Origin of the sequence: Microbacterium maritypicum, from assembly GCF_008868125.1 — a bacterium.
In the GTDB taxonomy this organism is placed as follows: Bacteria; Actinomycetota; Actinomycetes; order Actinomycetales; family Microbacteriaceae; genus Microbacterium; species Microbacterium maritypicum.
In genome coordinates this window covers 1,457,412-1,471,643 of sequence record NZ_WAAQ01000001.1, presented here as the reverse complement: position 1 = coordinate 1,471,643, position 14,232 = coordinate 1,457,412, and the positions used below count along the sequence as shown (strand labels likewise).

At 66.6% G+C, this 14,232-nt stretch carries 14 protein-coding genes and 1 other RNA gene; 2 read left to right on the top strand and 13 right to left on the bottom strand.

Annotated elements, in window-relative coordinates; translation table 11 throughout:
- Positions 1-75 precede the first annotated feature (75 nt).
- Positions 76-445: a transfer-messenger RNA gene (ssrA, locus tag F6W70_RS07095) on the bottom strand.
- Positions 446-586: 141 nt separating this feature from the next.
- Here ssrA and F6W70_RS07090 point away from each other — a divergent pair.
- Complete coding sequence (locus F6W70_RS07090) at positions 587-1,252, top strand: SIMPL domain-containing protein (RefSeq protein WP_151486258.1); 666 nt, start codon at positions 587-589, stop codon at positions 1,250-1,252.
- Positions 1,253-1,259: 7 nt separating this feature from the next.
- Here the strand turns inward: F6W70_RS07090 and hflX are convergent, their stop codons facing one another.
- Complete coding sequence (gene hflX / locus F6W70_RS07085) at positions 1,260-2,771, bottom strand: GTPase HflX (RefSeq protein ID WP_055868706.1); 1,512 nt, start codon at positions 2,769-2,771, stop codon at positions 1,260-1,262.
- A 68-nt stretch (positions 2,772-2,839) separates the two neighbouring features.
- Between hflX and F6W70_RS07080 the strand changes: the two genes are divergently transcribed.
- Positions 2,840-3,481: a class I SAM-dependent methyltransferase gene (locus tag F6W70_RS07080; protein ID WP_055868707.1), complete on the top strand. Its 642-nt coding sequence runs from the start codon at positions 2,840-2,842 to the stop codon at positions 3,479-3,481.
- 42 nt (positions 3,482-3,523) lie between these two features.
- Here F6W70_RS07080 and dapF read toward each other — a convergent pair whose 3' ends face one another.
- The 11 genes from dapF to F6W70_RS07025 all read right to left on the bottom strand — a co-directional run bounded on the left by dapF (position 3,524) and on the right by F6W70_RS07025 (position 14,163).
- Positions 3,524-4,396, bottom strand: a complete 873-nt coding sequence (gene dapF / locus F6W70_RS07075; RefSeq protein ID WP_151486257.1) for a diaminopimelate epimerase — start codon at positions 4,394-4,396, stop codon at positions 3,524-3,526.
- Positions 4,397-4,426: 30 nt separating this feature from the next.
- Positions 4,427-4,957, bottom strand: a complete 531-nt coding sequence (locus F6W70_RS07070; RefSeq protein WP_151486256.1) for a dihydrofolate reductase family protein — start codon at positions 4,955-4,957, stop codon at positions 4,427-4,429.
- Positions 4,958-4,994: 37 nt separating this feature from the next.
- Entirely contained in the window at positions 4,995-5,906 is a 912-nt protein-coding gene (gene miaA / locus F6W70_RS07065) for a tRNA (adenosine(37)-N6)-dimethylallyltransferase MiaA (RefSeq protein WP_151486255.1), read from the bottom strand.
- A complete protein-coding gene (miaB, locus tag F6W70_RS07060; protein WP_151486254.1) occupies positions 5,903-7,450 on the bottom strand; it encodes a tRNA (N6-isopentenyl adenosine(37)-C2)-methylthiotransferase MiaB in 1,548 nt (515 codons plus the stop codon). Before miaB ends, miaA begins: the two co-directional genes overlap by 4 nt.
- Positions 7,451-7,498: 48 nt before the next feature.
- Positions 7,499-7,972 (bottom strand): regulatory protein RecX, encoded by a 474-nt coding sequence (locus F6W70_RS17965; RefSeq protein ID WP_318278827.1) that lies wholly within the window; start codon positions 7,970-7,972, stop codon positions 7,499-7,501.
- 395 nt (positions 7,973-8,367) lie between these two features.
- The gene (gene recA / locus F6W70_RS07050) at positions 8,368-9,414 is read right to left on the bottom strand and encodes a recombinase RecA (RefSeq protein WP_055868716.1); all 1,047 of its coding nucleotides are present in this window, start codon (positions 9,412-9,414) and stop codon (positions 8,368-8,370) included.
- 269 nt (positions 9,415-9,683) lie between these two features.
- Positions 9,684-9,908, bottom strand: coding sequence for a DUF3046 domain-containing protein (locus F6W70_RS07045; RefSeq protein ID WP_055868718.1), 225 nt, complete (start codon positions 9,906-9,908; stop codon positions 9,684-9,686).
- A gap of 18 nt (positions 9,909-9,926) precedes the next feature.
- Entirely contained in the window at positions 9,927-10,235 is a 309-nt protein-coding gene (locus F6W70_RS07040) for a helix-turn-helix domain-containing protein (protein WP_017830901.1), read from the bottom strand.
- 141 nt (positions 10,236-10,376) lie between these two features.
- Positions 10,377-10,862, bottom strand: a complete 486-nt coding sequence (locus F6W70_RS07035) for a CinA family protein (protein ID WP_151486252.1) — start codon at positions 10,860-10,862, stop codon at positions 10,377-10,379.
- Positions 10,859-11,434: a CDP-diacylglycerol--glycerol-3-phosphate 3-phosphatidyltransferase gene (gene pgsA, locus F6W70_RS07030; protein ID WP_017830903.1), complete on the bottom strand. Its 576-nt coding sequence runs from the start codon at positions 11,432-11,434 to the stop codon at positions 10,859-10,861. Before pgsA ends, F6W70_RS07035 begins: the two co-directional genes overlap by 4 nt.
- Positions 11,434-14,163, bottom strand: coding sequence for a DNA translocase FtsK (locus F6W70_RS07025; protein ID WP_151486251.1), 2,730 nt, complete (start codon positions 14,161-14,163; stop codon positions 11,434-11,436). Before F6W70_RS07025 ends, pgsA begins: the two co-directional genes overlap by 1 nt.
- Between the last annotated feature and the right edge of the window lie 69 nt (positions 14,164-14,232).

Genomic DNA, 14,232 nt, shown 5'->3' with positions numbered 1-14,232 from the left:
CCGCCCCGACGCAGAAAGGCCCGCCTCCCCCAGTTTCCTGGGAGAGGCGGGCCTCATTCCTGTGTGACAGCGACGTGGTGGAGCTGGGGGGAATCGAACCCCCGTCCAACGCTGAGTCTCCACGCCTTCTCCGGGCGCAGTCTGTGAAGACGTTCTACTCGGCTCCGACCTTTGTCACAGACACCTAAGTCGACAAGCCCAGCCTGGGAAGAGTCCCACGTGACGTCCAGACGCCATCACGCAGCAAGATTCCTAGATGACGCCAGGATCCGTATCGGAATCACATACGGCCTGACGGACTATCGGGCTCGCTTATGCAGCGAGGGCGAAGTCGTTGCGCTTGGTTTCGGCAACTATTTTTTTGCAGAGAGCGTTTACGAGATAACTCTGCATCCTCGGCCCGCTTCTCGTGGATTCACAGGCGCTGTCGAAACCGATCAGCCCCGTGGTCCTTCTCTCGAAGGAGCCGCTGTCACACTGTGGAATTACCAGCCCGAGCGGTGAACGCCCGAGCATCACAGACTACAACGTTCTCCGCGGCTACGCCATTCCGCATCCGGTCCGACGGCTGGCGTAGAGTCGCCCCATGAGCGAAGTCACCGTCACCGTCCGCGGCGAGCACGAGGCGCGGGTCGCCCCTGAGCGCGCCACCATCCGCGTCGGAGTGCGTGCGGATGGGCCCGAGCGCACAGCCGTCGTCGAGAACGTGATGCGCCTTGCCGAACCGGTGCGCAGCAGTATCACCGACCGTGCGGACACGGGCAGCGTCGTCGAGTGGACGAGCAAGCGGCTCTCGGTGCGGGCCGAACGCCCGTGGAGCAACGACGGCAAGCGTCTCGCTCCCGTGTACTACGCGAGCATCGATTTCACCGCCACGTTCGCGGAGGCCTCCGACCTGTCCATCTGGGTCTCCGACATCTCCCCCTGGGACGGGGTCGAGGTGGGCTGGGTGGACTGGCATCTGACGACCGCCACGCGCGCGCAGATCGAGCGCGATGTGGCCGCCGCAGCCGTCGGTGTCGCGGTCACACGAGCCGAGGCCTACGCGGGCGCGCTCGGCTTGCATGAGGTCACTCCCCTGGAGATCGCCGACGTCGGTCTCATCTCCAGCGGACAGCCGTCACAGGGTGCTCCGATGCTCAAAGCGCGTGGTGGGGTGGCGTTCGCGGCCGACGCGGCACCGTCCATGGAATACGAACCCGAGGAGATCGTGATCTCCGCCACGGTGGAGGCGCGCTTCCTCGCCCGATGAGATCCGCTCAGCTCTGTGCGGCGAACGGAGCGAGTTCGGCGGCGAGACGCTCCGACACGCGGGCGTGCACAGCAGTGCCGTCCTCCGTGTGCTCCACGGAGAGGAGCATGCCGGACTCGTGGATCGCCGCGACCAGGTCACCGCGATCGTAGGGGATCACGGCGTGCACCTCGACGGCAGGCTTCGGGAGTGCTTCCTCCACCGCAGCGCGAAGCTCCGCGATTCCCTCGCCCGATCGTGATGACACGAAGTGGGCGTGCGGCTGGAGACCGCGAAGCACGAGCCTCTCGTCCTCGTCGATCAGATCCGCCTTGTTGAAGACGACGATCTCCGGGAGGTCGCGGACGCCGACATCGCCGAGCACATCTCGCACGGTCTGGAGTTGACCTGCCGGATCCGGGTGCGACCCGTCGACGACGTGGAGGACGACGTCGGCCTCGCCGACCTCTTCCAGCGTCGAACGGAATGCTTCCACGAGCTGATGCGGGAGGTTGCGCACGAATCCGACGGTGTCGGTCAACGTGTAGACGCGGCCGTCCTCCGTCTCGGTGCGACGCACGGTCGCATCCAGCGTCGCGAACAGCGCGTTCTCCACGAGCACTCCCGCGCTGGTGAGCGCGTTGAGGAGGCTGGACTTGCCCGCGTTCGTGTATCCGGCGATCGCCACGGAGGGGATCGTGTTCCGCTTGCGCTCCGCGCGCTTGGCGTCACGGGCAGGACCGAAGTCGCGGATCTGCCGTCGGAGCAGAGCCATCTTGGTGCGGATCCGTCGGCGATCCAGTTCGATCTTGGTCTCACCGGGGCCACGGGAGCCCATTCCGGCGCCGCCGGCGCCCACCTGGCCACCGGCCTGGCGGCTCATCGAATCGCCCCAGCCGCGCAGACGCGGCAGCAGGTATTCGAGCTGGGCCAGCTCGACCTGGGCCTTGCCCTCGCGGCTCTTCGCGTGCTGGCTGAAGATGTCGAGGATCACCGTGGTCCGGTCGATGACCTTGACCTTGACGACGTCCTCGAGTGCGCGACGCTGGCTCGGTGCGAGCTCGGTGTCGGCGATGACGGTGTCGGCTCCGACGGCGGCGACGATGTCCTTGAGTTCCTGGGCCTTGCCTCGGCCGAGGTAGGTCGCGGCATCGGGGTGCGGACGACGCTGCAGAACACCGTCGAGCACGACCGCACCAGCGGTCTCCGCAAGCGCGGCGAGTTCCCGGAGTGAGTTCTCCGCGTCTTCCTGAGCCCCCTGGGGATATACGCCCACGAGGACGACGTTCTCCAGGCGCAACTGTCGGTACTCGACCTCGGTGACGTCTTCGAGCTCCGTCGAGAGCCCCCCGACGCGTCGAAGCGCATGACGGTCCTCGAGATCCCACTGCGCGCCGTCCGAGCTCGTGTGCGATGCCGTCGATTCATCCTGCAGCGCCTGCGCAGCGCCGAAGACGTGGACGTCCGAGCGCTTCTCCGCGTTCGCGAGCACACGATCGACCGTGTGGTCGCCGGTGGAGGGTGTGGTGGTCTCCGTCATCCGTTCCTTATCTCTGGGTTTTGTTGCGAGCCTTAACCTTAGCCCGCGCTGTCCGGTACGCTCACCGTATGGGGTCAGATCACTACTTCACTGCGGCCCCGGCAAGCCCCGAGAATCTGCGTAAGATCCGCGTATCGCTCGCAGGTCGAGAGCTGGAAGTCACCACCGCCGGTGGAGTCTTCAGCCCGGATCGTCTGGATGCCGGCACTGCAGTGCTCCTCGCCAACATGCCCCCGGTTCCCCCGGGCGGCGATCTTCTCGACCTCGGCAGCGGCTGGGGTCCGGTGACGCTCTCGATGGCCTTGGCCGCTCCCCACGCGACGGTGTGGGCCGTCGATGTGAACGAGCGCGCCCTCGATCTGGTGCGTCGAAACGCGGCAGCTCTCGGGCTCACCAATGTCAACGCATCTCTGCCCGACGATGTTCCCGAGCACGTCACCTTCCGCACGATCCGCTCGAACCCGCCGATCCGCGTGGGGAAGAACGAGCTGCACGGGCTTCTCGAGCGTTGGATCCCGCGCCTCGATGAGCGCAGCGACGCGTGGCTCGTCGTGCAGCGCAACCTCGGTGCCGATTCGCTTCAGCGATGGATCGGATCGACCTTCCACCCCGGCTATAGCGTCTTCCGCACCGCCACGGGCAAGGGCTACCGCATCCTCAAGGTACGCAAGCACGGAAACCCGCCGACGGAGCCGATCATCCTCAGCTGAGCCCGCGGTTCTCTGATTCTCGGTGGCACCCGAGTCGGGTGCTCAGGCGAGGTCGACCTCGCCCTGGAACACAAGCTGCGCGGGCCCCGAGAGGGCGACGTGCTCGCCGTCCTCCGCAGGGAACATGCGCACGCCGAGCGTACCTCCCGGCACCTCGACCTGCCAGTTGTTCGGAGCCTTCTCGCCCGCCCAGTACCGCACCGCCAGGGCTGTCGCGGCGACCCCCGTGCCACAGCTGAGCGTCTCTCCCACGCCACGCTCGTAGACGCGCATGCTCACATGGCCGATGCCGTCGCGGACGAGCGGTTCACCGGGAACGACGAACTCGATGTTGGCGCCCGCGGGAAGCAGCGGGTCGAGGTCAGGCGCGCGGTGCAGCTCCAGAGACGCGAGCTCGGCCTCCGAGGCGAGGGCCACAACGACGTGCGGGTTACCCACGTCGATACCGAGACCCGGCCGGGTGACGGACAGCCCGTCGACGCGTACGAGCGGGTCGTCACCGGAGAGCTTCCAGCGACCGAGATCTACCTGGTATCCGGTGGCGCTTCGGGTGACGTCGCGCACACCCGCCCTCGTGCCGATCGGCAAGGTCGAGCCGGGTTCGATCGTCGCGAGACCGGAGCGCACGAGATAGTGAGCGAACACGCGGATGCCGTTTCCGCACATCTCGGCGATCGATCCGTCGGCATTGCGGTAATCCATGAACCACTCCGCCTGCGGCTCCTCGTCGAGGGTCGCACCGCCTTCGGGAATGGCCGAGGACCTCACAACGCGAAGGATTCCATCAGCGCCGATGCCGAAATGACGATCGCACAGCACCGCGACCTGCTCGATGGTCAGATCGAGCTCGCCGTCCGGGTCAGCGATGATGATGAAGTCGTTGCCCGTGCCGTGACCCTTGGTGAATGCGACCATGGCTCCAGTCTAGGGATCACGCACGACCACTCAGTGCCGCGCGAGTCGGTAACGCCCGCAGAGGAAGTTGCGGTTGCGAGCCACCTCGAGCAGCTCGAGGTCGAGCCTGCGCGGAAGCAGTGGAGCGCCCGAGCCGAGCGTCACCGGTGCGTACTGCACCCACACTTCGTCGAGCAGCCCCGCGTCGGCGAACTGGCCTGCCAGGTCTCCCCCGCCCACGACCCAGAGATCCTTCCCCGCTGCCGCCTGCACCATCTCTGCATGCACCGTGCTGACGTCGGCTTGGGTCAGTCTGACGTCAGCACCGGCCGGCAGCTCCAGCTCACGGTGCGTGAACACCCACGTGGGCTGCGTGTAGCCCCACCGTCCCTCCTCGTGGCGCATCACCCACTCGTAGGTCGACGACCCCATCGCCAGCGCTCCGATGCTGCGCTCGAACCCCGCGTACGCCATCGGTCCGTCTTGGTCGATGTCCTGCGTGAGCAGCCAGTCCAAGGAGTGCTCCTCGGTGGCGATGAACCCGTCGAGACTGGAAGCGGTATAGAAGTGGGTCTTCGTCATGCGGCCAGCATCGCAGGAGGCACCGACATGGAGATGGTCAGGCGCGCAGGAGCGTGGCGGCCTCCGCCGGAGCATCCCACCATTCGAGGTCGGGATAGCGCTTGAACCAGGACACCTGTCGGCGGGCATAACGCCGCGTGAGCGCCTGGGTCTGTGCGATGGCCTCGGCCTCGGTGAGGGTTCCCTCGAGCTGGGCGAGTGCCTGCGCATAGCCGATCGCACGCGGCGCCGTCGTACCGCGTTCGAGGCCCCGTGCGCGTAGCTCCCCCACCTCGGTGAGGATCCCGCCGTCCCACATGCGCTCCACGCGGGCATCGAGGCGCTCGACGAGAGCTGCGCGGTCGACGCGGAGACCGATGAGACGCGTGTGCGGATGCCAGAGGACGGGACGTTCGGGGAGGGTCGCACCGTGTGTCGCGCTCCCCTGCTCGAGTACCTCGAGGGCACGCACGACACGACGAGGATTGCGCGGATCGACACGCGCGGCCGCTTCGGGATCGAGTATGCGCAGACGTTCGAGCAGCTGCGCGGTTCCATGGGTCTCGAGTTCCCGCTCGAGGCGCTCACGCAGTTCCGCATCGCGAGGAGGGAACCGGAAGTCGAACACGACGCTCGACACGTAGAGGCCAGAACCGCCGACGAGGATCGCATCACCGCCTCTGCGGTGGATATCCTCCACCGCAGCACGTGCCCGGGGCTGGTACCACGCGACGGCCGCGTCCTCATCGACCTCGAGGACGTCGAAGAGGTGATGCGGAACGCCCCGCCGCTCGCCCATCGGCACTTTGGCGGTGCCGACATCCATTCCGCAATAGAGCTGCATGGCGTCGGCATTCACGATCTCGGCCGGATTGCCCTGCTCCCGCAGCGTCTCCGCCAGGTCGATCGCGAGATCACTCTTGCCGGTGCCGGTCGCCCCGACGATCGCCCAGAGTCGGGGTCCGGTCACACGCCGACACGCAGCGTGGGCAGCCCGAGCGAGACGGCCTTCGGCCCGCCATCGCCACTCGGAGCGGGAACGGCGCACGACTCGGACTGCGAGCGGTCCCAGGCGTCTCCACCGCGGGTGCGACGGATCTTCAGCGGCGCCCCCGTCGGATCGTCGGCCAGCAGATGGAACGGGGCGCCGTGCGTGACGGTCACGGTGACGACATCACCGGGGCGGGGCAGCTCAGAGCCTTCCGTGACCTCGAAGTGCACGAGCCTGTTGTCTTCGGCACGCCCCGTGAGGCGGTGGGTCTCGGTGTCCTTCTTGCCCTCGCCCGTGGAAACCAGGACTTCGATCTCGCGACCGACCTGCTTCTGGTTCTCCTCCAGAGAGATGCGTTCCTGGAGCGCGATCAGGCGGTTGTAGCGCGCCTGCACGATCTCCTTCGGCACCTGGTCCTCCATCGTCGCGGCGGGCGTGCCCTCGCGGATCGAGTACTGGAAGGTGAAAGCGCTGGAGAAACGAGCCTGCTCGACGACCCGCATCGTGTCCTCGAAGTCCTCCTCGGTCTCGCCGGGGAAGCCGACGATGATGTCGGTGGTGATGGCGGCATTCGGGATGCGGGCGCGAACCCGGTCGAGGATCCCGAGGAATCGCTCGCTGCGGTACGAGCGGCGCATCGCCTTGAGGATGCGGTCGCTTCCCGACTGGAGCGGCATGTGCAGCTGCGGCATCACGTTCGCGGTCTCGGCCATGGCGTCGATCACGTCATCGGTGAACGCCGCAGGATGCGGGCTCGTGAATCGGATGCGCTCCAGTCCTTCGATCTCGCCTGCCGCCCGCAGCAGCTTGCCGAATGCCTGACGATCACCGAACTCCACCCCGTAGGAGTTCACGTTCTGGCCGAGAAGCGTGACCTCGATCGCGCCGTCTTCGACGAGGAGGCGGATCTCGTTCAGGATGTCGCCGGGACGTCGATCTTTCTCCTTGCCGCGAAGGCTCGGCACGATGCAGAAGGTGCACGTGTTGTTGCATCCGACCGAGATGGAGACCCAGCCGCTGTGTGCGGAGTCGCGCTTGGTCGGCAGCGTGGAGGGGAAGACCTCGAGCGATTCGAGGATCTCGAGTTCGGCGTCGCCGTTGTGCCGTGCGCGCTCGAGAAGCCCCGGGAGCGAGCCCATGTTGTGCGTGCCGAACACGACGTCGACCCAGGGGGCCTTGTCGAGGACCGCCTGCTTGTCCATCTGCGCCAGACAACCGCCGACCGCGATCTGCATGCCGTCCTTGCGCCGCTTGACGGATGCGAGGTGTCCGAGCGTGCCGTACAGCTTGCCCGCGGCGTTGTCGCGGACCGCGCACGTGTTGATGATCACCACGTCGGCTTCGGCGCCGTCGAGCGCACGTACGTAGCCCGCGCTCTCCAGCGACCCCGAAAGACGCTCGGAGTCATGCACGTTCATCTGGCACCCGAAGGTGCGCACTTCATACGATCGCTGTCGTCCGTCGTCGTCGACGGCTGCCGAGGACGCGCCGATGATCGTCGGTTCACTGCGCGGGATAGTCATGATCACCCCATTGTACGAGCCGCTGCTGAGCAGGGGCGTGTCGCCGCCTCAGTCGGAATCGACGAAGCGGACGCCGGAGGTCGGACCGCCGAAGGAGGCCTCCCGCAGCGCGGACTTCGCGGCCTTCATCGCCACAGCTCCGTTGTAGCCGCGACGGGAGAGCTGACCCACCAATCGCCGGAGAGCCGTGTCGGGGTCGAGTCGCCCCATCGATCGCGCCTTGCCACGTGCGAACTCGAGCGCGCGTTCGTCATCATCGTCAGGCAGCTCGTCGAGAGCAGCGTCGATCACGTCGCGCGGAATGCCCCGCTGGGCGAGCGCGCGGGACAGGGCCACTCTTCCCTGGCCTTTCCGTTCCACACCCGACGTCACGAGGACCCCCGCGAGAGCGGAATCATCGAGATAGCCACGACGACAGAAGTCGTCGATCACATCGTCGATCATGCCGCTGTCGAGCCCCACACCCCTCAGCACCTGCCGCGACTCGGAGATGGACAACGACCGAGCCCGCAGCTTGCGCACGAGCGACTCTTCTGCAGAGACTCGGATCTCGTCGAGCGACGCCGTCTCTCCGCTGTCGATCCCGTCGCTCGGCTCGTCGCCGAGCGCACGGAGACGAGGAGCGGAACCTGCCGAGCGAGACGCTGTGGCAGAGCTGCCCCTGACTCCTCGTGCGGGGTGCCGATCGCTGGGTGTGCCTGCGTCGCTCTCGTCGATACGGGAAACCCCCGCGGGCGGCGCGTCCCAGGTCGTACGCCATACGGCCGCATCGCCGGTACGTGACGAAGGTTCTTCCGCCTCCTGGCCACGCTCCAGGTTCTGAGCCGGTCGCGTCGAGGCAGGCTTCTTCGATGCACCGCCGAAGAGAGGGATGATGGGGGCGACCCGATCCGGATCGCCCCCACGAGTGTCGTTCATCAGGCCGGACGACGCTCGGCGAGCTCGTCTGCAGCCGCCGGCACAGCCGCGCCGCCGATGCCGAGCTTCTGCTTGATCTGCGTCTCGATGGCCAGCGCGATGTCGGGGTTGTTGAGCAGGAACGTTCGCGCGTTCTCCTTGCCCTGGCCCAGCTGGTCTCCGTCGTAGGTGTACCACGAGCCCGACTTCTTCACGATGGCGTGCTCGACACCGAAGTCGATCAGGCTGCCTTCGCGGGAGATGCCGACGCCGTAGAGGATGTCGAACTCGGCCTGCTTGAAGGGCGGTGCCATCTTGTTCTTCACCACCTTCACCCTGGTGCGGTTTCCGACGGCGTCGGTGCCATCCTTCAGCGTCTCGATACGACGGATGTCCATGCGGACCGAGGCGTAGAACTTCAGCGCCTTACCACCGGCGGTGGTCTCGGGCGAGCCGAAGAACACACCGATCTTCTCGCGAAGCTGGTTGATGAAGATCATCGTGGTGTTGGTCTGGTTCAGACCACCCGTGAGCTTACGCAGCGCCTGTGACATGAGTCGCGCCTGCAGACCCACGTGCGAGTCGCCCATCTCACCCTCGATCTCGGCGCGAGGGACGAGCGCGGCCACGGAGTCGATGACGATGAGGTCGATGGCCCCCGAGCGCACGAGCATGTCGGCGATCTCGAGCGCCTGCTCACCGGTGTCAGGCTGGGAGACCAGAAGCGCGTCGATGTCGACACCGAGCTTCGCGGCGTAATCCGGGTCGAGCGCGTGCTCGGCGTCGATGAAGGCGGCGATGCCGCCGGCGCGCTGAGCGTTCGCGATCGCGTGCAGGGTGAGAGTCGTCTTACCCGAGGACTCCGGTCCGTAGATCTCGACGATTCGACCACGCGGGAGACCTCCGACGCCGAGGGCGACGTCGAGGGCGATGGAGCCGGTGGGGATGACGGCCACGGGGGCACGCTCATCGCTGCCCAGCCGCATGACCGAGCCCTTTCCGAACTGGCGGTCGATCTGGGCGAGGGCGGTCTCGAGGGACTTCTCGCGGTCGGCGGGTGATGGCATGATGTGCTCCTTCTGCGCGCGTGATGCCGCCTGTAGGCTGTCGCGGCTCTCCCGGTTGGGAGAAACTCTCCGACAAGGCGTAATGGCTCTTCGGCTCGTTTTCCACCGTAGGAGAGGCCACCGACATCGACGCCGCGAGCTCACATACCGTGGAGAACAGACTCCCTGAACCACTTGTGCAGAAGACTACGCCCGCTTCGAACAGATCTTCGACGACACGCCGTGGATCTCATCGCGTGTCCCGTAGGCATCGGACATCGAGGGACGGATCAGCGTCCGCGCGGCTCTTGCCTGCCGACGCCATGCCGCCTGTTCTCCGGCACGTCCATCTCGGCGCACAGCGCCAACCAGATCTCGCGCGGTGGAGTGCCGTCGGCCAGCGCTTCCACAGCCGTACGGCCGCCGACGGCGCTGAGACCGAGGTCGTTCACCAGAGAGGAGGCACGCGCCTGGAACTCTGTCTCGACGGCGCGGAGAAACTCGCTACGACGCATCGCTGGTCTGACCGTGGGTCAGTGCAGCGAGAGCTGGGGTTCGATCGAGGCCACGAGGTCGTCCGGAACGACATCCGGGAACACCTGAATGCCCTCGAGCACGGAGATGCGATCTCCGACCTCGCGCATGATCGTCGAGATGGGAACGTCGAGCGCATCGGCGACGGATGCGAGGATCTCGCTCGACGCCTCCTTCTGCCCGCGCTCGACCTCACTGAGGTAGCCGAGGGCAACCGATGCCTTGCTTGCGACCTGCCGGAGCGTGCGCCCCTTCTGCAGGCGGAAGTCCCTCAGCACATCGCCGATTTCCTGTCGAACAAGAATCATCGGAACCTCCTCCCCATGTGATCGTTCGAGGTCTCCCCCGATGAGACAGCCAGTCTAGTACCCCTGGCCTGCACAGAATCTACCCCTGCACTCTGTGGTTTTAGTGTGAGCACAAGAGAGATAACCAGGCCGAGGGCGTCACTATTCCGCCACCACCGCGAGCACCTCTCGAAGTGCTGCCGCCACGGCCTGCGTCCGGATCGCGTCGCGGTCCCCGCTGAAGTGGAAGGCCGTGGTCCGCGACGCCACAGGGGTCACGACTCCGATGTGCACAGTGCCGACCGGCTGGCCGTCCGGGGAGTCCGGGCCGGCGATCCCCGTCGTCGACACGCCTACATCGGCTGGCGCACCCCCGACACCGACCACGTCTCTGACGCCGTCGGCCATCTGCAGAGCGACCTGCGGGTGCACCGGTCCGTGTGCGTCCAGAAGAACCGCGTCCACTCCCAGCACGGTCGCCTTCACCGGCGTCGCGTAGGCCACGACGCCCCCGAGAAGCACCGCGGATGCGCCGGGGATGGCGGCGACATCCGCGCACAGAGCGCCACCTGTCAGCGATTCGGCGATCCCGAGCGTCCACCCGCGCCTGCCCAGCGCTGCGAGGACCGCGGCGCTCTCTTCGCTCAAGGCTTCCGGCGCGAACCCCGCACCTGCGCCACGATGTAGTCGATGCCGCTCACCACCGTGAGCACCAGGACGATGAGCATGAGGATGAAGGTGATCAGCGTCCAGGCGTCGAGGCCGATGAGGTAGTGCAACGGAAGCAGTGCCCAGCCGAGCGCCACCCCCTGGAATGCCGTCTTGATCTTGCCCATCCAGGCCGCGGCGACGACATGCTCGCTGGCGACCATGAGTCGATGGATCGTGATCCCCCACTCGCGCACCAGGATGATCGCCACGATCCACCAGCTGACCTCGCCCAGGATGGCGAGCCCGATGAACCCAGCGCCCGTGAGCATCTTGTCGGCGATGGGATCCCAGAGTTTGCCGAAGTCGCTGACGATGTCGTACTTGCGTGCGAGGTAGCCGTCGACCCAGTCCGTCGAGATGCCGACGATGAAGATGATCGCGGCAGCCCAACGGAGGCCGGGGTCTGGAAGGCCGTACTGGCCGCCCAGCAGCAACAGGATGAAGAAGACGACCGCCAGCGGGATGCGCGCGACGGTGATGGCGTTGGGAAGCTGCCGAGGAATGGCCATCAGTCGCGTCCCGTCAGGCCCCAGGCGTCTTCGTCGCCCTCGGCCTCCACCTCGGGAAGCCCCTCGTACTGGGCCGCGATGGGATCATGTGTCTGAGGAAGGGGTGGGACGGGCGGAGCGACCGGGGCTGCGGACGGCGACGCCGGCACGTCGTCGCCGCGGAGCTTCGCCATGACCTGCGGGAGCTGCTCGGCCGTGGCCAGCACGTCTCGCGCCTTGGATCCCTCGGACGGACCGACGATCTCGCGCGACTCCAGCAGGTCCATGAGGCGACCGGCTTTCGCGAAGCCGACACGAAGCTTGCGCTGGAGCATCGACGTCGAGCCGAACTGGGACGAGACGATGAGCTCGGCGGCCGCGAGCAGCAGCTCCAGGTCGTCGCCGATGTCCTCGTCGACTTCCTTCTTCTTGGTCGGCTCCATCGCCTCCTGCACATCGGGACGGTAGTCCGGACGTGCCTGACGGGTGACGTGCTTGACGACCGCGTCGATCTCCTTCTCGTCGACCCAGGCGCCCTGCAGACGGAACGGCTTGGACGAGCCCATGGGCGAGAACAGCGCATCACCCTGACCGATGAGCTTGTCGGCGCCGGGGCTGTCGAGGATGACGCGGCTGTCGGTGACGCTGGTGACGGCGAAGGCCAGACGAGAGGGGACGTTCGCCTTGATGAGTCCGGTGACGACGTCGACACTCGGACGTTGCGTCGCGAGGACGAGGTGGATGCCGGAGGCTCGCGCGAGCTGCGTGATGCGCACGATCGAGTCCTCCACGTCGCGAGGGGCGACCATCATGAGGTCGGCGAGCTCGTCGACCACGACCAGGAGGTACGGGTACGGCTTCAGAACGCGCTCACTGCCCACCGGCAGCTCGACCTCGCCCGCACGCACGGCTCGGTTGAAGTCGTCGATGTGACGGAAGCCGAAGGATGCGAGGTCGTCGTACCTCATGTCCATCTCCTTCACGACCCACTGCAGCGCTTCCGCCGCCTTCTTGGGGTTCGTGATGATGGGCGTGATCAGGTGCGGGACACCGGCGTAGCTGGTGAGCTCCACACGCTTCGGGTCGATCAGCACCATGCGCACGTCGGCGGGGCGAGCGCGCATCAGCAGGCTCGTGATCATGGAGTTCACGAAGCTCGACTTACCAGAGCCTGTGGAACCGGCGACCAGGAGGTGGGGCATCTTGGCGAGGTTCGCGATGACGATGTTGCCGCCAACGTCTTTGCCGACGCCGATCGTCATCGGGTGTGTGCTCTTCTGCGCGACGGGCGAGCGCAGCACGTCGCCGAGCGCCACCATCTCCTTGTCGGCGTTGGGGATCTCGATGCCGATCGCGCTCTTGCCGGGGATCGGCGAGAGGATGCGGACGTCGTTCGATGCCACCGCGTAGGCGAAGTTGTTGCTCAGCTGCAGGATCTTCTCGACCTTGACGCCGTGGCCTACCTCGACCTCGTACTGCGTGACCGTCGGTCCGCGGGAGAACCCGGTGACCTTCGCATCGACCTTGAACTGCGACAGCACACTGGTGATCTGCTCGATCACCTTGTCAGTGGCCTCGGAGCGCATCACCGGCGGTGGACCTTCGACCAGGAGGCCGGGAGAGGGCAGGATGTACGGCGTCACGGGAGCCTGCGGTCCGCGGTCGCCAGGGCCCTCGGTGCCGAAGCCGTCGAGTCCGGGAAGCTCCGGCACCTCTCCGGTGTCGGAGGAGTCGTCGAGGAGCGCCGTGGTCTGCTGCTCCGCGAGGGAGTCGGCGACGGACCTCACATCGGACAGCACCTCGGTGGCCGCGTCATACGGGTTCTCGACGACGACCGCCTGGTCGTAGGCGGGAGTCGGATCGGAGGTCGTGAGCAGCGCCGTGATGTCATCCGAGCCGAGGGTGCCCTCGTCGGGCTCCTCTTCCCGACCGGTCTTGTTGCGCCGCCACCAGGGCAGCACGTCGGGGTCGTCGACCTTGTCGGCGTCATCGATCGCCGCAACGTCCTTGGCAGGCTTCTCCGGGCGTTCGGCGTCGAACATCCAGGCGTACAGGTCGCCGAGGCGGGCACCGATGCGGTTCGGCGGTGTCTTGGTGAGGATCAGGATGCTGAGTGCCGCAAGCAGCGACAGCACGATGTACGCGGGAATGTCGGTGAGGTAGCTCAGCGGCTGTCCGAGCATCCATCCGAACAGCCCGCCGGACTCGCTCAATGCGAGCATGCCCTCCTTGGGCTGAGGGCCGTCTCCCGCGACATGGCAGAAGCCGGCGAGGGTCAGGACGAACAGACCGAACCCGATGCCGATACGGCCGTTGTCATGAACTGACGAAGGGTGACGGAACAACCATCCGGCGAGCAGGAGCAGAAGCACGGGCATCACGAACGCGACCCGTCCGATCAGCCCTCCGACGGAGTACGCGCTGATGTTCGCAGCGACTTCGTTGCCGATGAAGAACCACTCGTTGACCGCGCCGAGCACGGCGAGGAGCACGAGGAGGAAGGGGAAACCGTCGCGACGATCGTCTTTCTCGAGAGTCTCAGGGCCGAACGCGCGGAAGAGTCCGCCGACGCCGTGCGCCAGCCCGACCCAGGCCCGGACGGCGACCGGCGGCTTGTCTGCCTCGTCGATGTACTTCTTGGGAGCGGGCTGCGCCTTGCGCGCGGGTGGGGCCTTGGGAGCCGTCTGCCGCTTGGGGCGCGACGGTGCGCTGGTCGACGCGCTCTCTGTCTTCGTGGTACTCCTGGCCATGCTCTCACGTTACGTCCACCAGCCGACATCTCCGCGTAATGACGCGGCTTTCCCCGGATCCGAGAGGGC